The organism is Urinicoccus timonensis, assembly GCF_900232945.1.
GTDB lineage: Bacteria > Bacillota > Clostridia > Tissierellales > Peptoniphilaceae > Urinicoccus > Urinicoccus timonensis.
This window is the reverse complement of the sequence record NZ_OCTU01000001.1, coordinates 1-23,248: the sequence shown is the minus strand read 5'-3', so window position 1 is coordinate 23,248 and position 23,248 is coordinate 1. Positions and strand designations below refer to the sequence as shown.

At 40.7% G+C, this 23,248-nt stretch carries 16 protein-coding genes; all 16 read right to left on the bottom strand.

The features are described from left to right. Position 1: 1 nt before the first annotated feature. Positions 2-274: a DUF1294 domain-containing protein gene (locus tag CS898_RS00080; protein ID WP_009430911.1), complete on the bottom strand. Its 273-nt coding sequence runs from the start codon at positions 272-274 to the stop codon at positions 2-4. Further along, positions 271-2,478 (bottom strand): AAA family ATPase, encoded by a 2,208-nt coding sequence (locus tag CS898_RS00075; RefSeq protein ID WP_099207676.1) that lies wholly within the window; start codon positions 2,476-2,478, stop codon positions 271-273. Before CS898_RS00075 ends, CS898_RS00080 begins: the two co-directional genes overlap by 4 nt. A gap of 9 nt (positions 2,479-2,487) precedes the next feature. Further along, positions 2,488-3,720 carry a tetratricopeptide repeat protein gene (locus tag CS898_RS00070; RefSeq protein ID WP_099207675.1) on the bottom strand — a complete coding sequence of 411 codons (1,233 nt, stop codon included), beginning with the start codon at positions 3,718-3,720 and terminating at the stop codon, positions 2,488-2,490. Between the two features lie 19 nt (positions 3,721-3,739). After that, a complete protein-coding gene (locus CS898_RS00065) occupies positions 3,740-5,248 on the bottom strand; it encodes an Hsp70 family protein (protein ID WP_099207674.1) in 1,509 nt (502 codons plus the stop codon). 185 nt (positions 5,249-5,433) lie between these two features. Beyond that, positions 5,434-11,328, bottom strand: a complete 5,895-nt coding sequence (locus CS898_RS00060; RefSeq protein WP_099207673.1) for a G5 domain-containing protein — start codon at positions 11,326-11,328, stop codon at positions 5,434-5,436. 272 nt (positions 11,329-11,600) lie between these two features. Beyond that, positions 11,601-12,536, bottom strand: coding sequence for an alpha/beta hydrolase (locus tag CS898_RS00055; protein WP_099207672.1), 936 nt, complete (start codon positions 12,534-12,536; stop codon positions 11,601-11,603). Positions 12,537-12,663: 127 nt separating this feature from the next. Beyond that, positions 12,664-13,224, bottom strand: a complete 561-nt coding sequence (locus CS898_RS00050; RefSeq protein ID WP_009430631.1) for a LemA family protein — start codon at positions 13,222-13,224, stop codon at positions 12,664-12,666. Between the two features lie 9 nt (positions 13,225-13,233). Beyond that, the gene (locus CS898_RS00045) at positions 13,234-14,190 is read right to left on the bottom strand and encodes a DUF3137 domain-containing protein (RefSeq protein WP_009430214.1); all 957 of its coding nucleotides are present in this window, start codon (positions 14,188-14,190) and stop codon (positions 13,234-13,236) included. A gap of 298 nt (positions 14,191-14,488) precedes the next feature. After that, on the bottom strand, positions 14,489-14,749 hold the full coding sequence (locus CS898_RS00040) for a DUF2700 domain-containing protein (protein WP_099207671.1): 261 nt from the start codon (positions 14,747-14,749) through the stop codon (positions 14,489-14,491). Positions 14,750-14,780: 31 nt separating this feature from the next. Further along, complete coding sequence (gene mcrC, locus CS898_RS00035) at positions 14,781-15,830, bottom strand: 5-methylcytosine-specific restriction endonuclease system specificity protein McrC (protein ID WP_099207670.1); 1,050 nt, start codon at positions 15,828-15,830, stop codon at positions 14,781-14,783. Further along, positions 15,827-18,328, bottom strand: coding sequence for a DUF8426 domain-containing protein (locus tag CS898_RS00030; RefSeq protein ID WP_099207669.1), 2,502 nt, complete (start codon positions 18,326-18,328; stop codon positions 15,827-15,829). Before CS898_RS00030 ends, mcrC begins: the two co-directional genes overlap by 4 nt. Before the next feature lie 83 nt (positions 18,329-18,411). Then, complete coding sequence (locus CS898_RS00025) at positions 18,412-19,455, bottom strand: Fic family protein (protein ID WP_009431036.1); 1,044 nt, start codon at positions 19,453-19,455, stop codon at positions 18,412-18,414. Between the two features lie 677 nt (positions 19,456-20,132). Then, entirely contained in the window at positions 20,133-20,819 is a 687-nt protein-coding gene (locus CS898_RS00020) for an MgtC/SapB family protein (protein ID WP_099207668.1), read from the bottom strand. Positions 20,820-20,859: 40 nt separating this feature from the next. Continuing rightward, positions 20,860-21,780: an alpha/beta fold hydrolase gene (locus CS898_RS00015; protein ID WP_234975980.1), complete on the bottom strand. Its 921-nt coding sequence runs from the start codon at positions 21,778-21,780 to the stop codon at positions 20,860-20,862. 376 nt (positions 21,781-22,156) lie between these two features. Beyond that, positions 22,157-22,414 (bottom strand): hypothetical protein, encoded by a 258-nt coding sequence (locus CS898_RS00010; RefSeq protein ID WP_039880671.1) that lies wholly within the window; start codon positions 22,412-22,414, stop codon positions 22,157-22,159. A 13-nt stretch (positions 22,415-22,427) separates the two neighbouring features. Continuing rightward, the coding region (locus tag CS898_RS00005; protein WP_143614535.1) for an ABC transporter permease at positions 22,428-23,248 on the bottom strand (821 nt) is incomplete at its 5' end.

Genomic DNA, 23,248 nt, shown 5'->3' with positions numbered 1-23,248 from the left:
CCTAGTCCAAGAGAAGAGAGGCCAGGACGCAGCCAATCAGGTTGGCGATATAGAAATAGGACTTCCGAGTCTTATGCCGAAAGAGGAACATGCCGATAAAGCCTCCCAGGCCACCCCCCAGGGCCCCCATGAGAAGGAGGGTCTTTTCCGAAATTCTCCAGCCATGGACAGAGGCCTTGAGTTTGTCGTAGCCATAGAGGGCAAAGAGCAAGATATTTAGGCCCAAAAGGATGTTTTGGATCCCATAGTTGATGAGAAAGAAAAGTTTATTCATTGGCAACCTCCCAGGGTCTTGACCACGTCTTCTCTGCTAATGGCAAAGATATCGTCGGGTCTGGTTTGAACGACTCTGGAGGCCTGGGTGCTGGTGAGTCTTTCAAAAAAGGCCCGGGCTTCCCGTCCATTTCCAAAGTTCTTGTCCTTGTTTTGGACCAGGTCGTTAAAGTAGGACCTAACCAGGTCTTGAGCTTCCTCTTCTAAATGGTAGGAGGCGTTTTGGGCTGTCAGATTAAAGATTTCCACCATATCTTCCCCACTGTAGTCGGGAAATTCGATGATATTCCCCACCCGGGATTTCAGCCCTGGGTTAAGATCAAAGAGTCGGCCCATTTCATGGCTATAACCAGCCAGGATGACCAGGAGCTTGTCCCGGTTGTTTTCCATTTCCTGGATCAGGGTAGCCAGGGCCTCCTTGCCGAAGTCATTTGGACCACCATCGGCCAGGGAATAGGCCTCGTCAATAAAGAGGATGCCTCCATAGGCCGACTTACAGACATCCAGGGTCTTGGGTGCTGTTTGGCCAATATAGGATCCCACCAGGGCAGACCGGTCCGCTTCCACAAACTTGTCCGAAGAGGTGATGCCCAGGTTTTTAAAGATCTTACCCAAAATTCTAGCCACAGTGGTTTTTCCCGTTCCCGGGTTGCCGGTAAAGGCCATGTGGTAGGAAAGGGCCGGAGGTGTCATGCCTTTTTCTTCCAGGAGTTGGTTGAAAAGGGCCCGGTCCTTGATGGCTTGGACCTGCTTTTTCACTGATTCTAGGCCCACCAGGGAATTAAGCTCTTCCAGGGCAGCTTCGATGTTGTCTTCTTCCAGGGCCTTAAGGTCCAGGCCAAAGTCCTCGGCATCCAGCCTGGTTAATTCTTCCCTGCTGACCTTTTTATTGCCGATTTTCAGGGCCTTTTCCCGGATGGCGGCTTCGATAATATTTCTGGCCGCCCGACCGTTGGCGAAAAATTCTTGGTCTTTTTCTTGGGCAATTTTTTTCATAAAGGCCTTTTGCCCCTCTTGCGTCAGGACAAATTTATTTTTTTCCGCTGTATAGTTGGCAATTTGCAAAAGCTCCTCATTGCTATAGTCCTCAAAGTCGATTTCGATATTGATCCTGGACTTGAGGCCGGGATTTTTCTTTAAAAGGTCCCGCATTTCGTCGGTATAGCCAGCCAGGATGACAATAAGCTGGTCTCGCTTGTCTTCCATGCCCTTGACCAGGGTGTCAATGGCCTCGGGACCAAAGTCTTGTTCGCCACCCCTGGCCAGGGAATAGGCCTCATCAATAAAGAGGACCCCACCCAGGGCTTCTTCAATAACTTCCTGGGTCTTGGTAGCTGTTTGGCCAATATAGCCCACTACCAGGTCCGACCGGTCTACTTCCACCAGGTGTCCTTTTTCCAGGATGCCCAGGCTCTTAAAAATATCCCCCAAGAGCCGGGCCACAGTGGTTTTTCCCGTTCCCGGGTTGCCGTAAAAGGCCATGTGGTAGGATTGTTTATTCTCATTAATGATCCCGGCCTGCTCCCGGTTTTTTTCAAATTGGACCTGGCCGACAATCTTTCGAATTTCTCTTTTGACCTCCTCCAGGCCAATGAGGTCGTCCAGCTTTTTTAGGCTCTCTTCCAGGCCAGCTTCCTTTTCCTGGGCCTGGTGGTCTGCCGTCCTGGCCTCCTGCAAGAGCCGTTTGGCTTCCTGGGCTTCTTTGGAGTTGGGGCTTTTTAAAAGGATTTTTCTGGATAGCTTTTTGGCCCGGTCCGTGTCCCCCACCCTGCTATAATAGGTAATTTTTAAGAGTTCAAAGCCCTTGTCGGGATAGGTGTCCACCAGGTCTTTCAAGGTCTGGTAGTCCCTTTTTAAGAGGAGGTTCATAAAGTTGATCTTCTTAAATTCCTGGCTGCCAGGATAGAGGTTTTCCACAATTTCTCGGATGGATTCCAGGGCATCTTCTTGTTGGTCTTGGTAGTAAATCTCGGCCAAGAGGAGGTAGGCCTTGGCTGACTTGTTTTTACTGGTTAAGAGGATTTCCAGGGCATCTTTTTTCCCTCCATATTGGTAAAAGGCCCTGGCTCGATAGTAGGAAAAGACCTCCAGGGGGCCTTCTTCCTCTTCTTTTTTCTTGATAAAGTTTAAAAAAGAGTCCAGGCTGGTGGATTGGAGCCTTTCTTCCAGGATGGATTCCAGTCTATCTGCCGCATCAAAATTCATAAGCCCCTCCTATGACCGATTCCCAAGTCTTTTGGCATCAAAGTCTGCCCTGGTCTGGATGCCCTTGAGGTCGGGATGGGCCTTGTAGAGGGCCTTGCGATTTTTTACATAGCCAGGAGTGGAGTCGGTGATGTAGAGGAAGACTCCCAGGATAATACCTATAAGTAAGGACTCGCTAAGTGCCCAGGCCAAAAATGCCAGGCCAAAGACCTTGAGCTTGTTGAATTCTTTCTTGGTCTTTAACCTTTGAGCACTCTCAATGTTACCTGTATCCGTGTCCCTGCTTTCCACTTGCTTGGCCTTGGTCATGTAGTAGATATAGGAGTCTGCATCTTCTGGGCTAATGAGTTCACCATAGACTTTAAAATCTTCGGCTCGTCCCCGGTAGGCCCGGGCTAGGTTGCGTTTGACATTGTAGTAGGTTGTGCTATAAAAACTTGGAGGGTTCCCAGTGGTTTCGATGGTCATTTTTCTGATTTCGGGGCCTTGCTTGTAGACCTCTTCCAGGCAATTTACGGCATCTTCATAGTTTCCTTGGTCCAGGCTCATAAGCCCCCTATAAAGGAAGGCTGGCTTGGAAGTTTTGTCCTTGATTTGAGGATATAAGATGTCAAACATCTGCTTTTGTTGGTCCCGTCGGTTCCAATTCCTGTAGTAGTTAAAGAGGTTGAAAGCAGCTAGGACGTCCCTAGGGCTGAATTCAAAAACCTTCCAATAGGCATTTTCTGCCTCCTGGTTGAGGTTGACTTCCACCCCCTGGGGGCCAACCTTGTACATGCTCAGGTATTGGTTCCCAAGATTCAACCAAGCAGCCCTATGCCTGGGGTTTAAGTTGATGGCCTGGGTCAAGAGGTTAACGGCTTGGGCATCGTTGACCCCTCTGAAACTTTTGGCTTGTTGGATTAAGTTCTCCACCATTTGGTTGGTATTCGGCTGACCTTGTCCTTGGGGGTTGACTTGGGGTCTGGGCTGGGGCCTAGGTTGAGGCTGGGGGGTGGGGTTGGCTTGGGGCTGGTTGTTGAGGTTTAAGGCTTGTAGGTAGGCGGCCTTGCTGGCCTCGTCTTTAAAATGGTCCAGGGCCTCTGAAATTTCCTTGATCTTGGCTTCCGCCTCGTCTCGAATTTCTTTTTTGGGAGAATTGGCCCGCATGGTCCACTTCCGCAATTCTTTTTTAAAAAAGTCGCTAAGCTCTTGGGCGGATGCATTGGGATTGACTTGGTAGAGTGCAAAGTAGTTTTTCATATCTTCTCCTTTGGGGAAATTAATCGATCTCTAGCTGGGATATGGTATTTTTCTTTTCAAGAATTTCCTGTTTTGTCAGGTTGGAGGGCCTTTCCAGGTCCACAGCCCGCATAAGGATTCCTGTGGTGACGTCAAAAACATTCACATGGATGATGCCGTCGGTGTCATAGGAATAGGTAACTTGGACTTCGGCTCTTTCCTGCCTCGGGGACTCCGGCAGCTGGATGGTAATATCGGAAATGATGGTGACATAGTTGATGTCTTGGTCCTCTCCTTCACAAATCTTGATGTCCAGGGCTTGTTGGTTTTCATTCATCAGGTAAAAGGAGTTGGTCACCTCTGCCGGTAGGGGGGTGTTTTTTTCAATCATGATGGAGTTGACCAAGACATTTTGGTCGTTATGGGCGGCAAATCCCAGGGAGTGGGAGTTGACATCGATAATCTTGGTGCCAGAAATATTTTGGTCCGGCCTATCATCCCCGGCCAGGATGGAAGCTTGGATGGCAGCCCCGATGGCCACCACTTCATCGGGATTGAGTTCAAAAGAGGGCTTTTTCCCCACCAGGTCTTCCACCCGGTCTCGGACCAGGTTAATCCTGGAGGACCCTCCTACAAAGATGGTCTTGTCGATATCCGTCCAGTCCAAGCCAGCATCTTCCAGGGTAAAGGTCATCATGTCACAAGTCCTTTGGACATCATCAGCAATCATGGAATTAAAAAGATCCTGAGAAATTTCCAGCCGGTCCCGGACTCCGCCCACATTGATAATAAGATTGGTCTTGGTCTTGGTGGACAGGGCCTTTTTGGCATCCTCCACCCTTTCCCGGAGGTCCTCAATGATATAGGGGTCCTCATAGACATCCAGGTCATACTTTTCTTCCAAATAGTCAATGACATAGGACAAAAGAGCATTGTCAAAGTCAAAGCCCCCCAGCTGCCTGTTGCCGTTGGTGGCTAAAACTCGAAGTTCCCCTTCTTCTAGCCGCATTATGACCACATCAAAGGTGCCTCCTCCCAAGTCGTAGATCATAATGGTTTGGTCGCCCGTTTCCTTGCCTACCCCATAGGCCAGGGCCGCAGCTGTGGGTTCATTGATAATCTTCAAGACCTTGAGACCAGCAATATTAGCCGCATCTTGGGTAGCCTTTCTCTGAGCATCATTAAAATAGGCCGGAACCGTAATAACTGCCGCATCCACCTCTTGGCCCAAATAGTCCTCTGCAGTCTTTTTCAGCTTTTTCAAGATAATGGCCGACAGGTCCTCGGGAGAAAAAATTTGCCCATCTTTTCTGGCATACTTAAAATCCTTGTCCCCCATATGCCTTTTTATATAAGAAACGGTATCTTCCGGATTAATCAGGGCCTCTTCCTTGGCCTGGTTGCCCACAATGACCCGGTCCTCTTCAAAAAAGATCACAGAAGGCGTAGTCCGTCCCCCTTCATCATTGGGGATAATTTGTGGATTGCCATCCTGGTCAATATATGCCACACATGAATTGGTCGTTCCTAAGTCAATGCCTATTTCCATATCTCAATCTCCTTTTACTCTTATAGTTTGTTAAATTAATCATACAGTATATTCCACGTTTTTACCATATTCTTTCGATTTTTTCTAAGAGAATCCAGCTTTAAACATAAAAAAGAACGGGAGATTTCCCGTCCTTTTTTAATGAAGAAAAGTTAGACATTTGTGTCTTTTCCATCTTGAAATTTTTATTGGTCTTCTTCTTTTCTTTTTTTGCCTGCTAGAAAAGCCAACATTGCACTGGCAAGTCCTCCAAGTCCTAGATAGGATCCGACACCTGGGTCAAAGGTTTGTGGAGCCCTGGAATCGTCCCTATTTGAAAGTCTTTGTTGGTGTCCGACTTTTTGAGCCTCTTCTTCCACAGGGCTTGTGGCTGTTTTTTGACCTTGGTCCTTAGACTCTTGGGAAGGACGTGAATTTTCTGGACTTTCTCCTGGTTGGTCAGGAGTGTTTGCTTTGTCAGGAGTTCCTGGCTTATTTGGATTTCCTGGTTGGTCAGGATTGCTTGGTTGATTAGGATTGCTTGGTTTTTCAGGTGTTCCTGGTTTGTCAGGGCTTCCTGGTTTGTCAGGGGTTCCTGGTTTTCCAGGATTGCTTGGTTTGTCTGGGGTTCCTGGTTTATCTGGAGTTCCTGGTTGGTCTGGTTTTTTGGGATTATCAGGAGTTTCTGGTTTTTCAGGAACTGGACACATATTTTCAGTTGGTTTTGTGCCGACTCTGATAATCTTATCTACAGCTTCAGTAACAGTTTTATCTTCTCTTGATTCTTCTTTACTGTTTTTAACTTTAACTGTAGTTTCCTTCTTGCCAACTACACCTTCTCTTTCAACTTTATAAGTTCCTGCATCTAAAGTATTATCTTCGATTACTTGAACCTTATATGGTATTTCAGATTCAACTTTAAAGCTTCCTTCAGTCTTAGAACCATATTTATACTTAGCATTAGTTCCTTCAGTTCTTGTGACACTTGTTTCAAGTTTGCCCGTATCTTTGTTGAAAGTAGTCGTAACAGTTACCACACCCTTAGTGCCATCAGAAATTTTCTCAATTTTGCCGGCATCTAGAGTTGGATCGTGTTCATACTCTGTATCAAATGGAATTTCTTCTGTCTTAACAACAGGTTTAACACCAATTCTAACTTTTCTATCTTCTTTTTTAGTGATAGTTTTAGTTTCTTCAGAAGTTTCACCTGTTCCGTCAGTAATTTTTGTAGTAATAGTTACTTCTTCCTTACCAACTTTTCCTTCACTTTCAACTTTTTCACTCCCTGCATCCATAGTATCGTCATAGATATATTTAGTTTCAAAAGGTATTTCTCTATCTACAGTTTTTACTGTTGAGCTTTCTGCAACTTTGGTACCTATACGGACAATATGGTTCTTAGGTTGCTGAGTCGTAGTTTTTTCAGTAAGTTCCCTAGCTTCTCCATCTGGCTGACCATCTTTAATATCTTGTTCATAGTAAGTTGTCTTAGATCCGGCTTGGCCTTCTTGATCAACTACTTTTTCACCTTTAGCAAGATTTGGATCTTCTTTAATTTCTACTTCAAATGGTAGTGGACAAGTTTTTTCATACTTGTAAGTTCCTGTAAAGTCTTTTGTACCTACAACAATCTTTTGAGTGGCTTCTGTGACTATTTCTTCTTCAGTAGTTGTCACTTCCCCTGTCTTTGGATCGTATTTATTAACAATCTTTGTTTCAACCTTGCCCTTGGTCAACTCGCCAACTTGAACTACACCTTTGTCAAGATTTGGATTATATTCATATTCAACCTTAACATTTACGTCTTTTGAATAATCTTTTTTGTTTTCAGCCGGCTTTGTACCAACCTTGATTACTTGTTGGACAGGATTTGTTGTTGAAGTCACTTCAGATTGAAGCTGTCCATCAGCCTCGCCGTTTTTAATTCCTTGAGTGTATTTTGTTGTTTTAGATCCGGCCTTACCTTCTGTAACTACTTTGCTTGTGCCGGCTATCATATTCGGGTCTTCTTCGATAACAACATCATAAGGAATTTCTTCTGTCACTTCGTGGCTTACATTTCCTGTGAAGTCTTTCTTTCCAACTCTTATCTTAGCATTGGTTGCCGGTGTATGTTCTGTTACACTAGCAGAGCCTTCAACTACTTCAGAGTTTTTGATAGTCCATTCAGTGGTTTTAGATCCATCTTTGCCTTCAACATCAATAACATATTCTCCGGCCTTTAAGTTTTCATCATATTCGATTTCATACTTAAATGGAAGTTTTTCTGTATAAGAGTGCTTTCCATCAGTCATAGTGCCGACTCTTATAATTTGGTTTTTAACTTCTTTGGTTGTAGTTACTTCAGATTTTTCTTCCTTTGTAACCTCGCCATTAACAATTGTTCTGGTAATTGTTTGAGTAGTTTGACCATTTTCTCCTGTTTGCACAGTTTCTTTTTGTCCAGCTTTAAGGGTATTATCAAAAACTATTTCTGTTTCATAAGGAATAATTTTATTAATTTCTTCTTTAAATTCCCCAGATTTATTTTTAGTTCCAACAATAACTTTTCTAGTTCCTGGTTCTACAACTGTTTTTTCTACAGTTTTAATTTCGCCGGTCTTAGGATCATATTCATTTTCAACAACTGTTGTAACCTTGCCTTTTACAAGGTCTTCCACTTTGAGGTAACCTATGTCCTTAGTATTGTCATATACATAGGTAACTTCTACATCAACCTCATTTGTTACAGTTTCACTGTTTTTTGCAGGCTTTGTACCAATTTCTATAATGTGCTCAGTTGGTGCTACATACTTGTTAGTAAGTTCTTTTTCTGTAAATTTAGAACCTTCTTTTAACTCTCCATTAAAGATTTCTCCAGAGTATTCAAAGGTCTTAGAACCTGCAACTCCTTTTTGCTTCACATTAGATTTACCGGCTTCTAGTTCCGGATTTTCTACAACCTTCACAGTGAAAGGTATTTCTTTGGTTACGGTGTTTGTCACAGTTCCTGTGTAGTCTTTTTGGCCTACTTTAATGACTGCATCTACTGGATTTTTTATTTCAACTTTTGGTTCTCCAACTTTTTCTGAATTAACAATGGTCCAAGTCTTTGTATTTTCTCCTTCTTGACCAGGAGTTACAATCTTATAGTTTTCTGTTGCATTTGGATACTTTGTGTAGAAGTCAGGATCAAATTCTACCTTATACTTAAATGGAATCTTGTCTGTGTCGACAATTTGCCCTTGAGTCTTGGTACCGATTTTGATCTTCTTATTTTTTGCCTCTTTAGTAACATTTTTATTTACAGTAATTGTTCCGTCGTCATTTCTTGTTGTGGTGATGGTCACTTCACCCTTTTCACCATCATTAATAAGTTCGGTTTTTCCTGCTTCTAGGTTGTTGTCAACTTCATATTCTGTATCAAATGGAATTTCTACTGTAGTTGAAGCCGGCTTTGTACCAATTTTTATAATTCTTGGTATTGCTTCTTTTACTGTTTCAACTACAATCTTGCTTTCGCCTTCTTTAAAAGTTCCATCTTGTTGGAAGATACCTTTTTTGCCATTGAGGGTGTCTTGGACGAAGCTTATCTTTAACTCACCCTTTTGACCGGCTTGTGTTTCTTGGAAGTAGCCTTCCGGAAGACTTGCATCATATTCTACCTTTGTTTCAAAAGGAATTTTAGATGTTGTCGTTTCATTGGTTAAAGTCTTGTGTTGCTTTGTGGCAATAAATTGTGCCTTAATCTCTTCGGTTTTCTTTTCACCAGTGGTTTGGTCAGTATAGTTTACCCTAACAGGAACAGTCAGTTTTTCCCCACCATTTATTTCCTTACCACCAGGAAGCTTTGTTGGAAGAGTTGCTGTTACAGCACCTGTTGTTTGGTCAATAGATACATTCCAAACATTTCCCTTGTTATCCTTAAAGGTATCACCAATCAGTTCGTAGGACTTAGGTTGGTTTTTCTTTAAGTCTTCTTCACTTTCTGTAATGATTGGCTTATTGACTAAGGCATTTCCTTGTGGTCCCACCTCTGCTAAATACTCTGGTCTATTGTTGTTACTTTCTTGAACAACAAAGTGGAACCAGTGGGTATCTGTAGATCCATTAGTATAGGTATATTCAACAGGTAGAGCTAAGAAATCTCCTGCCTTGGCTTGTTTTGGAGCTCTTATTGTAAACTTGGAAATATTGTCAGACTTACCAACAACCGTCCAACGCTTGTCTGCGTAATCGTCGCTTGTGATAAATTCATCATAATCAACTCCTAAATCATCAGCTATTTGTTTGTTAGCTATATCAAGGAATTCTTCTTTTAGTTTGCCTGATGCTTCTCCACGACTATAAGCGCCATCCATGTCTGCACCAGTTTTTTGAGTTCCACCAGGTTCTGCCGGATCTTGTATCTGAACACTAAAGTCTTCACCAGAAATTACTTTTGTAGAGCTATGCTCATCAAGTTTATTTCCTTGTTGATCTTTAAAAACTTGGTCATAGTGTCTTGTATCATCAAGGTTTAGGTTGAACTTACCAATTAGGTTGTAATGGTCATAGCGGTCGATGCCTTGCTTGTCGATTTCTATATCTTGACCCTTGTGGTTAATTGTGGCAGACCCTGCCCCTGTTTCTGTATACTGTGCATTACCAAAGGTAGATTCATTGTTTTTCGTAGCTACATTTTCAAACTCAGCTTTAGTCCTAGGGCGAGCAAAAAATCTGACATCTAGGCTTTGAATTCCCTTATAGTCAGCTGTGTTAAAAATAGACTCTTCATCTACTACATACTTGCCACTTGCATCCTGTTTTAGGGCGCCCTTAGGCATTTTTACCTTAACAATACCATTTTCGTCAATATAGGCACTGGCGCCCGGTACGACCTTGCCTGTGTTTGGATTGTAGACTTGGCCGACTAGTCTTTCTCTACCATTGTCATCCAGATTCTCTACTTTAATTCCTGTATCTACTTCTTGGCCTTGGACAAAGACCTTGTCCTTGTATTCTCCTTCTAGCTTCATCAATTGGAGCTTATCATTTTCATTTGGCCACGGGTTGACTGTGAAGTAAAAGTTAGCACTATCTCCTTGGGTGGCTTTCAGTCCATTAGGATTGTCAACTTTGTACTCGCCTTTCCAAGCCATGGTAGTATTGTCATTAGCTGTGCTGTTGATGTGCTTGAGGTCTTCTTCACTAGCCCCAATATTCACATTTCTTTGTCTTCCTGCATTTGTTATATCAAGATTAGCCTCAGCCTTGTAGTTAGGGTCTTTGAAGCCCTCAGCAAGCTTTTTCCCTTCATCATTTGCCGGAGTAGAACCAGCATCAAGTACTCCTCCAAGATTTCCAGAATTGGTAAAGCCAATCTCCGTATAGGTCCTTTGGCCCTTTTCCTTGTCGATTTCTATTTCAATACCAAACTTTTTCTTGTCCGGGCTATCGGCACCTGGTTCTAGGGTCTTGTAGCGAACTCCGTCCTTGAAGTCCATCTCGGGTTTATTTGATTCATTATGGGTTGGGCCACCGGAAACTAAGTCGCCATTTTCATCTACTTGGCCCGGTTCCATTTGGCTTTCGCGGTAGTTTCCTACCTTCTTTTCGTCTTCAGAATAGTTTGGCTCAGTTGTTTCTGCTTGTGCAGTTTCTCCTGCCCTTTGGGCTTGGGCTGGATTTCCTTCTCCTAGTTCTAGATTTTCTTCTGCTTGGGCTTTAATTTCGTCAACGTTAAATAGAGCCTCTATGCCTTCTTTGTCCATAGGGCCTTCTGGGTTTGGATTTGATTTTTCTTTTCCTGCTGAAACTTGAGTTTCTCCAGCTTGACTTTCAGTTGCTTGGTCTTGAGTCTTGTCTTCTACTCCTTGACTTTCAGCTACTGCCTGGTCTTTTCCTTCTCCTTGGACTTGGGGTGAAGCTATTGCTTCTTTTTTAACTGTTTCAACAATGGCCGGGACTTGGTCTTGGCTGGCTGCATAAACAGGGCTTGGGCTTCCTGCTAGGCCCACTCCTCCCGCGATAATTGCCGTCCCCAAAAGAACTTTCTTTACATATTCATTGGAAAAAGGCACCATGCTGGGTGTCTTTCCTCTTGTTTTTTTGTCTATATTTTTTCTCGTATCTTGGCTCATTTCCACTCCTAATCTCTATCTCTCTATTTATCTATCTTTCTGTAAAGGGCCATTATACCATAACCTCTTTTTTATTTTCTAGTTTTTAACTAGACTTTTACAGAATTGTAATATTTCTTACCCTCTCTTTTGTGAGGTTCAAGTAGGCTTTCTCTGCAAGTTTACCCGTTTTCCTATCATTTAAAACTTATTTTCTCTGATTTTTTAACTTGGTCAATTTTTCTAAACCAGGATTCTTTTTAGCCGCTTTCTCTCAGCTACCAGTTGGGGGCTTAGAGGTTGGCTTGTAAAAAATCTTCTACTAGTCTTTGGTAGGTCTCTCTTTCTTTTTGGGGAAATTCTGTATGACCAAAACCCTGGGCAGTATAGAGCCGCTTCTTATCGTGAGGGATGGTCTGGTAGAGGTCTTCTCCCATATAGGGCGGGGTGACCTGGTCCTGGTCAGAATTACTGATGAATACGGGAATGGTCACCTGGTGGATCCACTGGCAGGCGTTGATATCTTTAAAGGAAAAGTGGAGCTTATACCGGGTATAGAGGTCGCCTGTCCACCGCATATAGGCCAGGGGAATTCCCTGGTTTTTTTCTATTTTTTTGAGTTCTCGGTCCAACATGTCATTAGAATCTGCCAGGGGGGATTCCAAGATCAAGACGTCAATTTTTGAGTCATCTCTTCCTGCTGCTATGGCAGCGCTGGCTCCTCCATAGGATTCGCCCCACAAGACCAGCTTGCCTCCGTCGTCCAGCTTATTTTCTGCCACTTGGACGGCATCCAGGATGTCCAGGGATTCCAGGACGCCAAAGGTGTTGTAGGGGGCTTGGTTGTCTCCGGAGTTTCTCTGGTCTATAGCCAGGACATTGTAGCCTAGGTCTAAAAAGATGTCCATAATCCGGGCCAGGGAGGTCTTGGTCCCTCCTAGGCCATGGACCAAAACAGCCATATTTTTGTTGCCGGGTTTTTTTAGCAAAATAGCAGGAATGGTGTGGTCTTTTTGTCGGGAGGGAATGGCCAGTTCTTCCAGGTCCTTGTCCTGGGCAAATTGGTCAAAGGCTTTTTCATAGTCTTTAGCATAGCGGAGGGTTTCTTCCCTGGGGATGACATTGCTAAAACCCTCAAAAACTTGCTTGCCTATAAAAATGGAAAATCCAAGACCTCCCAGGACCACCAGGGCCACCAGCAGGATTCCTAATTTTTTTACTTTTTTCATGCGACTTGCTCCTTGATTTTATTTATTGTTTCCCTTGGAAAAGTGGCCAAGCTTGTTGGGGTCCCTTGGCAAGGCATTGTTTCCTAGGATGGTCTTTTTACTCGCTGGTTTAAGTCCTTTTATCTAACTAGAGGTCATAATTAAAGTCATGGATGGACTTTTTGCCGGTTAGGTCTTCTTCCTGGAGGAAGTCAATTTTCCCCACGCCCTTGACCTTGGCCACCAAGGACCTTGGAAAGCTGACAATTTCTTGGTTGATCAGGCTGATATTGCTGTTGACGATTCTCTTGGCCGCTGCCAATTGTTCATTTTCGTCGTCAATTTCCTCTTGGAGTCGTAAAAATTCTTGGGAGGACTTGAGGTCTGGATAGGCTTCTGCCAGGGCGTAGATGTGGTCAATGGCTTGGTTTTGATCTTTTATGGCCTTGCCCAGACTTTGGAGGTCTGTTTCTTGTCTTAGTTTGATAACATCCAAGAGGGTGGTTTTTTCATGTTTGGCAAAAGACTTGGCCACTTTTGCCATTTCACAAATTGTGTCGTATCTTTTGGCCAGGGCGATATCCAGATTTTTCTTGGATTCTTCAATCTTGACCAGGTACCTGTTGAGCCGGTTGGAACTTTTGATAAACCAAAGTCCAATTAGCAGGACGACCAGGGGAAGCCCTATTAAGCTGATGTATTTTTCCATTTTTCCTCCTTAATACAATTTTTCTACAATTCTATCGATTAGGTCATAAAAATCGGCTAGTTTTTCCTGGATTTTTTCATATTCTCCTGCCAGGGATAGCTTGTCTATATCCTCTGGGGTCTTGGGGACGGAAAATAAAAATTCCCGGGATTCAAAGGCCAGGGATATCTGTTTTTGGTCCAGGTAGAGGCAGAGTTTCATCTTGTCTTTCCAGTTGTTTAAGATGTCCAAAATATGGGGGTCCAGGATTAGGCGACTGTAAAAAGTATCTGTCGAAAAGATGGAATAGGCCTGGTTGAAGACCAGGGACTCTGTTTGGATTTCTTCTTCCTCTCTCCTCTTTTCCCCGTATTGCCCGTAGCTTTTATGGCCCAGAAAATTTTCTTTCACAAGGGGGACAATCCGGATGTGGCCCTTAATTTGTGTATTGAGCTTGACGGCTAGGACTTGGCCTGTAAAGTCAACTCGCTTCTGGTCGTTGCCGTCGCTATCTTTTATATAGTGGTAGGATTGCATGTTACAAAACTCTGTCTCCAGGTCGTCTCCAAATAGGATGTGGCAATTTGAATAGTATCCTTCTGACCCAGGGACTAGCTTTTGTAAAATCCCTACATCCATCTTTTCAAAGTAGTTGACTCTTGTTTGGGGCAAAATTTCCTGCAAGACAGGCCGCAAAAAATGGTCGGTATAGTCCCTTGCAAGACTTGCTTGGTTTTCTCTAAGGTATTTAGTTCCAAAATACCAGGCAAGGCAAAGTAGGATGACCCCATAGCTTTTTAAGTAGGCAAGGGTAATAAAGACAAGAAGCAGGCCCAGGCATCCAATATAAAAGGGCTTCTTGATTTTTTCCTTCATCCCTTCTTTTACAGACCTTAACCTAGCCTGGTTTTGGGGAGTTTTTTCAAAATCTTCAATTTTTTTGATGGTTTTAGGGTCTGTAAATTGGTCTCTAAATTTTCTTCCCACAAAAAATCCTTTCTACGGTCCCCGCTTATGGCTTTTCAGCAATTTTATCTCTTGGGAAAAGGTCTCTAAGAAGAGATTTTAAGTCTCCTTTTTCTATTCTCTAGTGATTCCTAATTATACCCAAAATTTTCTTTTTTGGGTCTTAATTTTTTGTAAAAATACAGAATTTACGCAAAATTTACATTGGCTTGACCCATCTCTTGCATGGGCTTTTTCTGTCTATCTTTTCTTCATATAAATCAATAAAAAACCCCGGCAGGGTGGATTTATTTTCACCGTGTCGAGGTTTTATCTGTTTTTATTTTTTGATACCCATTCCTATGGCCATGCCAAAGAGCATGCCCAGGGATATGCCCATGGCCATGTCCTGGTCCAGTGTCGTTGACAAAGCAATCCCCAAGCACATACCAATGGACATCCCTTCTGCCATGTAGTTATCTGTGCCTTGTCCTTCTTTGTCTTGGTTCTTGTCCTTTTTCTTGGTCTTGGCAAGATAAAGGACATAAATTACTGCTAGGCCTATGATTAATAGGGGAAATATAATTCTTAAGATATCCATGTTTCTCTCCTTTCTTTAAGTTTTAAGATTGTTAATAAACTTTATTTATATCCGTAAAATGTGACTCCACAATCCTATCCAGCTGGTTGGCAACTTCTTCAAAGGGAAGATTTAGATCTAGAGTTTTCGCGCTTATCTGGTTTCCATGCATTTGGTAGACGTTGTCGGGTTGTATCGAAACATCTGTCTTGGCATATAGGAGCATTCCAGAAACCGTGTTCTCCTCATCGCCAAATTGGTATTGGCGATTTTTTACATAGGTAAATATCTGGTATAGGTTGTTGGAATGTAAGGTGTGTTTATTGAACTGGGTCTGGGTCGATCTTTTATAGTATTTGGCATCGATAATAAGCACTGTATTTCCTCTCTCAAGATGGATGTCACTCTGCATGATTGGCAGCATATGGTCCACTCCATCATCCAATGACCAGGGTATTTGTGAAGCACTGGCGGATAAGTCTGGATAATGTCTTTTATAGTATTCCAAAATAAACTTTTCATACAAACGGTACATTCTCTGCTCATCAAGAAAGTCCATGAGTTTGCTTGTTCCATTGGTATTTGTATGAAGCAGACCCTTTACAATCAAATAGCATAGGGAAATCAGCATCTGATAGGTCTGGTTGTTTTGATTGTACTGCAGGTTCCAATTGACCCTATATAGGTTGATGGGCCTTACATTTGTAAAGTAGACCATTAACTTGCGGAGTTCTTTTTTCCTAGTTTTTGATATGTCCGCCTTAAGAAGGAGCTGGGCCGTTGACTTGATGATTCGATTCATCGTATTGTTTTCAGAAAAATCATCATATGAGCATACTAGCCTTTTTCTGAGCATACTATTTGTCTTTAGGGATTGTGTTATGTCGATTTTACCTCTAATGGCGGATAGTTCTTCTGTTTGAGCTATATAGTCTTTTTTAAGTCCCTGCTTCAACTGACTAGCGATGCCTTTTGCCAATATTGCCGCCATCAGCTCTGCTGTGTTCTTAAATTCTTCAGTAGCTATCTTTTTGTATCCTTGTTGGTTAAGGGCTTTAAAGGCATAGGATAACATGTAATAAACATTTTGAACTGGTATCACTTAAGGGCGCTCCTTAAATTGCTGGTCCAAGTTGTTACTCTTGTTGGCTCATCAAACCAATACTCTTTCAGAAGTGGGATCAATTCATATTCGACAATGCCTGACAGGACCAGGGCATCCAGGGTAGATGGAGACAAGTTACAAAAGTAGCTATGGCCAATACAGAAACCCTCTCCTAGAGATTCATCTTCAGAAATAACATCATTTAAGTTCTCTACACATGCTATCAACTTATCGAATTTCTCATTTTCTAGGCCAGCTGCGTATTTTTTAAATCCATCCGTTGTAAATCCTGGCTTGATTTCAAAAAAAGCAAACCTTCTTCTCAAGGCATAGTCCAGCATAGCTAGACTACGGTCTGCCGTGTTCATCATGCCTATTATATGAATGTTCTTGGGGACAGAAAATTTTTCATCCGAATACAAGAGTTGCAAGGGAATCCCTCTCTTATCATTTTCAATAAGCATAAATAACTCGCCAAATATTTTACTTAAATTGCCCCGGTTAATTTCATCAATGATAAAAAAATAGTCATTCTCTTCATCAATTTCCGCTTTTTTACAGAAGTTATAAAAGGCTCCTCTTTTCAACTCAAATCCATTGCTTGAAGGTCTAAATCCCATGATGAAGTCCTCATAGGAATAACTCTGATGAAACTGGACCATCATCACTCTTTCTACATCCTTGACCCCCATCATAGAAAAGGCTAGTCTCTTAGCCGCAAAGGTCTTGCCAACTCCTGGAGCCCCCTGTAAAACAACATTTTTCTTGATTCGTAAAATACCAGCTAGTTTGTCATATTCTTCTTCTGACATATAGACTTCTGACAAGAAGTTTTCTTTCGTATAGGTCGGGTAGATCTTTTCGACTTCTTCAACATCTTCTTCAGATTCATCTTCAAAGATGGCATTGAGTTTTTCCACATAATCTGTATAGGGGGTGATATCCGTAAGAGTCTTTGGTACTGCCTGTCCCGGATGGGGCCACTCCCCAGTATGGGTCCAATCTACTTGACGAATGTTTTTAAAATCATCTTCTCTACTGGTGTCAAATTCATAATCAGACATCACTACACCCCGGCCAATAAGCTGGTGCATTCCCTTTTTCACAAAGATAATGTCCCCTATTTTCATTTCATTTGCAAATTGCCAGGTTAGGTGGGCTGAATTTTGATAGGTTAGATTTTCATCAAATATTTCCTTCATTTTGGCCTTCATGGCATCCTTGCTGTCAAACTGAGTGAGGTCCCCAAGCTCTCCCCAACCAATGGCCATAATGCCTTCATCATAAAATTCCTCCCACCTGCATGATCCTTTGCCTGGAGCATAGATCCAATAGCGAACAGTGTGGACATCCTGGTCTGCCAAGGCAGTGGATTTATTTTCCGTTTTATCTGAGCTCGATGACAAGACATTTTTAAATATATCTGAGGCCATTTCTCTTGTCATATTGACCGTCTTTCCTTTTTCAGTTAAGGTCCATACTCCATAAAGGCTTCTATCAATATAGCCTGCATTTGCAAGATAATTCCGCGCAAAGGCCACTTCATTTGCAAATTTATTTACCTTGTTTTTTCCTCTTGTCTCATTAACTTCTTCTTCTGACAAATTTTCATTTTCGATGATTTTTTCTCTGGCTTTAGCCGGAGATGCAGATCCACCCAAATCACGAAGGGCCTGAATTAAGGGACCAAACCAGCGCAAAAATGCAGCCTTAGAGGTTTTCTTATCCTCTTCCACTTTATTTTGTTGGTTTACTTCTTCTGAATATATCCAGGCTTGAAAGGAAAGTTCTTTAAAGTCCTTTAGGTCACTCCCTTCACTTTGTAAATAAGACCTCACGGCCTCTATAATTTTAAAGTATTTGCTAGCAGGAATCTTGGGGTGCATTTTGGGGAGTTGCTCTACGACATCCACTGGCAGTTTGCCAGATTTATAGATATACCACCTATTGCGTCTATCTAAATTCAAAAATGTATCTGGTGATGTCCAATACAAAGCCATGGTAATTTTACTGTTCCCACTCCCTTTTTTATTCATTACCAGGTCAAAGTAGCGAGAAAAAATCTCTCGATTTTGGTCTGTTGGGGCCTCTGCATAGGCTAGGGCGGATGCAAATAATTCCCACAAGTCGTCAATATCCTCTTGACCTCTTTGGTCTATAAAATAATAGAAGGTCGCATTCTGGGGGCTAAGAACTGGAAGACTGTCAAAGGATGTCGGAACCTGTGTTTTGACGTTAAATAAATTTGCTATTGCCTGTATAATCTTAATACGCTTGTCTTCTGTTATCTTCTTGTTAAAAAGGCCAAATACAGTAAAGGGATCAATGTCCACAAGCTCGTTATCCTTTTCCAAGGTCGGCATATTGATCCCTGTCATAGTATAGATAGCCCTTACCTTTTCTACCAGCTCTCCTCTTTTATTTTTGTAAGCCAATAGCTTTACTGCAAATTCCCTATAAAAATCGACCCAGTCAAATTGATTTTGCTCATTCATTTATTTTTCCTCCCTATCTTTATAAGACCACAGATATCTGTGGAGATTAGATAACCTATCTAAGACTTACCATACCAAAACCCTTAAACTTTTATATATTTTGTTGCCCTTCCCCTGCCTATTTGTTTAATCAAATCCTCATCTTTTAATTCCTTCAAAGCTCTTTCAATGGTCCGTTGGGAAATATCTGAACACAATAAAATCAAATCAGATTTAGATAAGGGTTCTAAAGAGTTTTCAAACACTTTCATCACTCTTTCTGCAGAAGTTAGGGATTTCTCTCCTATCAACTTAAATCTCTCATCACACTCACTATATGCCTTGTAAAGAATAGATAGCATATAGTTTATAAAGGGGAGGTTATCATTTTTCCCATTGTGCCAGTTTTCACTAGAAGCTTGTAGTGCTTCGTAGTAAAGATCTTTCGTATTTTCAATGAGCATTTCTAAAGAAATGTATTTTCCTACAAAAAACCCATTTTTATAAAGAAGTAGGAGGGTTAGCAGTCTCGACATTCTTCCATTTCCATCGGAAAATGGATGAATACACAAGAAATCATGAACAAAAGTCGGAATTAAGAGGAGGGGAGGGATCTTTGCCCTTACAGCCTCATCATAAGCAGCAAGCATCCTATCAATAGAGGCTTCTGTTTCAAAAGCTGATATCGGCTGAAATCTTATTCTTTTCTCACCAAGTGAATCCACTTCTATAATACTGTTATCTATGGTTTTAAATTTACCTTTGTGATTTTCTCCAGAATATGAATAGAGCTTATTATGTAGGGTTAGAATATTATTTTTTGTCAGTTCAATGGTCCCATAGTTTTCATGGATAAGATCCAAAACTTCTCTATAGCCATAAATTTCTTCTTCATTTCTATTTCTAGGCTGGCTTTTTTTATTCATTAATTCTTCTAGCCTGCTATCATTTGTAGAAATCCCTTCTATGGCATTCGATGATTTTGTAGATTGAACTTTTGCCACTTCCACCATCTTATCCAATACATCAGAAAAGTTAGCTACATATAATTCTTGTTTCCCCTTATATTCATAGATCCCGGCTATTAATTCGTAAATCCTTACAGGCAGCTTTAAAGCTAATAGGTTTTTATAATTAAAGTCTCTCATACAAGCCTCCTTTCTCGCCATTATAGTATAAATGGCGTAGATAAATCAAGTTTGGCGAGATTTTTCTCGCCATTTTTATATATTTGGCTTCGATACATTTCTTGTGGCGGGATTAAAACACGAAATCTCTATCATCATTATAGCCCACCCATTCGTCTCACATTCTGATGACGATGAAAATGATCTTTAAATTTTCCTTTAGAATGCAAGTCATTTAAGTATTATTTATTCCAAGTAGGACCAGTTCTTCTGCATGGACTAAGACTACAATTAGGATTTGTTCAAATGCCTTGTATATCTAAATGTATCCGTTATTTTAGTTAATTATATCAATATAAAGTCAAGAAAAAACAGCCCCTAGGGACTGTTTATCTAGACAAGCATGTAAATAGAGCAAGTGAAACTGTGCAGTTTCCACCAACTGTAATCATCCTATCAGACGATTTGTTCACAAAGCCCGGCTTGTGCAATTTTGATACCATATAAAACCTCAATTTCACTCAAAATTCCATTTGTGACTGACTTTTCTTCTCCATTCGTGCTGGAACATCTCCCCAACAATGGGTTAATTTTGAGGAAAATACATTGCAGAAGCTTGCTCCAAAAGAATAGGTATCCAATCTTCCACTTATATAATCTGGATATGATAATCTTATGGTTTCTGTTCTTCCTCCTAATTATATTTCTTGGTCCCAATCTTCTTGTTTGGACAATTTTACTGATTCTAAGTCAAAGTCTGCTTTTAGTTTCTTAAAAAATCGACCAATATTATAATTTTTATAAAAAGATAATTTTGCTTGGACCATTGACTTGTCATCCATGTCCTCATCAAGGATATTTAACCTTCTTACTTCCACACCCTCTTTTGAAGTGAGTTCCCGAAAATAATCCCGATTGAAATTGTCAGTATCAAATATCATTATATAGGATTTTGTTGTTCTCCTATTGATCAAATCACTAACTCCTTGTAGTGATACCAGGGTTATTAGGCAAATGATCGTTGCTATGATTGCCCCCTCATAATATCCAATTCCTGTTGCCAGTCCAATGGCTGCAGACAGCCATAGGGTTGCTGCTGTGGTCAGGCCTGATACCCCATTCTTTTTTTGAAGGATCGTACCTGCACCTAAAAAGCCAATGCCACTGACAACTTGCCCTGCAAGTCTTGCGGTGTCCCTTGCCTGGTCACTAGATACCTCACCTATCGCATCAATGCCTATGAGCATAATTAAACATGCCCCCACACTGACAATAATGTGTGTTCTAAAACCAGCTGCCCTATTCTTAGCTTCCCTTTCTATGCCAATAATCGCTCCTAAAAGGGCTGCTAATAATAATCTAGTCAGCACTGAAAGTATGCCCATCCTTTTCCTCCTTATTTAATGGCCAAAAAGTTAATTGCCTCTAAATCTTTTCTTTTTTATTTGTATCAGAGCGTAAAAATTCTAGCACGTCCTGGTAAATAGTTTCTTTATCTCTTTCATTAAGTATTTCATGTTTCATACCCTTATAAAGCTTGCTTTTAATGTTTTTATATTCAAGACTTTTTAAAAATCTTTCTAAACCCTTAAACTTTTCTTTGCCTTGAATAACAGGATCATCTTCTCCAGCTATTAAAAATATTGGTAAAGCAATGTTTTTTGGTCTCCAGTCTCTGCCCTTGTAGGCTGACTCTAATAATTTAAATAGGTTGATAAAGGCATTTGTAGTAAATATAAAACCACAAAGCGGATCTGCCTCGTATGCCTCGACTGTGTCTGGATTAGAGCAAATCCAATCTAGCTGGTTTTCATATCCCTTGCTATATTGACCCACTGATAAAGCATTTAAAAATTTATTGGGCTTATATTTGCCATAAAAAATACTGCTTATTTTTGCTAAAAATACTGCAAATCTTGCTAATTTATTCTCAGTTGGCGGGCCACATAAAACTATTTTCTCAAGTTCATGATCGTATTTCTTTAAATAATTTCTAGAAACAAGAGTGCCCATGCTATGACTAAAAATTGAAATACTCAGCGAAGGATATCTTTCTTTTAAGTATTCTGTCACTTGATGAGCATCGTCAACAATAACAGAGCTGTCCTCTGTATAAAAATATCCTAAGTGAGATGGGTCTTTAACGCTAGCTCCGTGGCCTCTATGGTCATGAATCGCACAGATGTAGCCGTTTTGAGCTAGGTAATTCATAAAATCGTAGTAACGCTCTTTATGCTCTGACATTCCATGAACTAGCTGAACAATTCCAATAGGATTAGAGCTTGGCTCGATGATAGCAAGTTCCAGCTCCAGTCCATCTCGCTTAGACTTAATTTTTTTATTCATCATAATTTCACCTACTATCTAATTACAATATAATTATGAATACACTTCCTTCACGCTCGTGACAACAGGGCAATAGCCTCAGCAATCAATTTCTGGCAATCGAAGCTCCCTATTTGGTCGATTCTCTTGGGAAATCTTTGCATGAGACCTGCCTCTACTTCTCAGCGTCGCTTCGCTCCTTGACAAGTAGGGCTAGGGCTTCACAATGGCTTGAGTGGTCAGAATAGATAAAATTTAATTTTTTTTAAAAGCCTCGTATGTGGGAATATGTCAATAAATAAACATCTTATAATTTATTATATCATTTTGGAACAAAGAAAAAACAGCCCACAAAAGAGCTGTTTAAATTACTATCTTCTTGTTTAAGTCGCATTACTTATATTAGATGACCTACAAACATTGCTATAGGCAGTAATAAAATTAAAAGTAGATTCAATATTATAAACAACTTATCTTTGTCCTTTATCCCAAATATTAAACCTATTAGTCCAATAATTGGGCAGACAAACATTGATGTAAGTCCAGTTGGTCTTAGGTTTGTATAGCTTTGAAATATATCTACTGGAAGTAGGTAAGAAATTACAAATATTACGAGTCCAAGTAGAAATATCTTCTTGCTTAAATTTTCTTTCATAAAACCTCCTCTATTATTCTAAACTTCTTATTCTATCTACAAGACTGTTTTGACTGTGCTTTTCATAGAACTTGCCAGTAAATATTATCCCAATAATTATATTTACAAAGTTTACAAGGATAAGTGGCATGATTATAAATTTATAGGAAGTCCACTGAGTCTGTTCCATAAAATCCATCAAGATAAATTTATCTACAAGAAGCATAATGATGAAAGAAAATACTAAGCCACATAAAGAATAAATCAAATTCTTTTTCACTAAATATTTTTTAATATTTTTCTTTGTCATTCCAATTGCTTCAAGGATTGATAAGTTCACCATGTTTCGTAGTATTTCAGTAGCAATAACGTTAATAAAGTTCAACACAGATATTAAGAATAATACTATAGATAAACTATATCCAGCAAATTCTATTAGGCTTTTGAATTCCATTGTAGATTTGATCTGAAGGTCTCTTGAATCATAGGAAAAGTCTGGCTCATTTTCAAAAGTTTTTAATAGATTATCAAAATTTTCCTTTTCGCTATCTTCTACATCAAATCCATAGGACATTATACTCTTATCTCCTGTGAGCTCTTTATACTCATTCGGATTCATATAAATATATTCCAAGTCTAAAGTAGGACTAGATTCGTCGTTTATATCTTCCTTAATTACAGAAAAATATCTAAGACCATTTGAAAAATTATATTCAACTTTTCCCATAACTTGGACTTCTTTGACTTTATTTTTGACATTAATCTTTATTTTATCGCCAGCTTTATAGTCAGAATTATTTTTTATTTTTTCGCCTATAATAACATAATTTCCAGTTTGCCATTTTTCTTTATCAA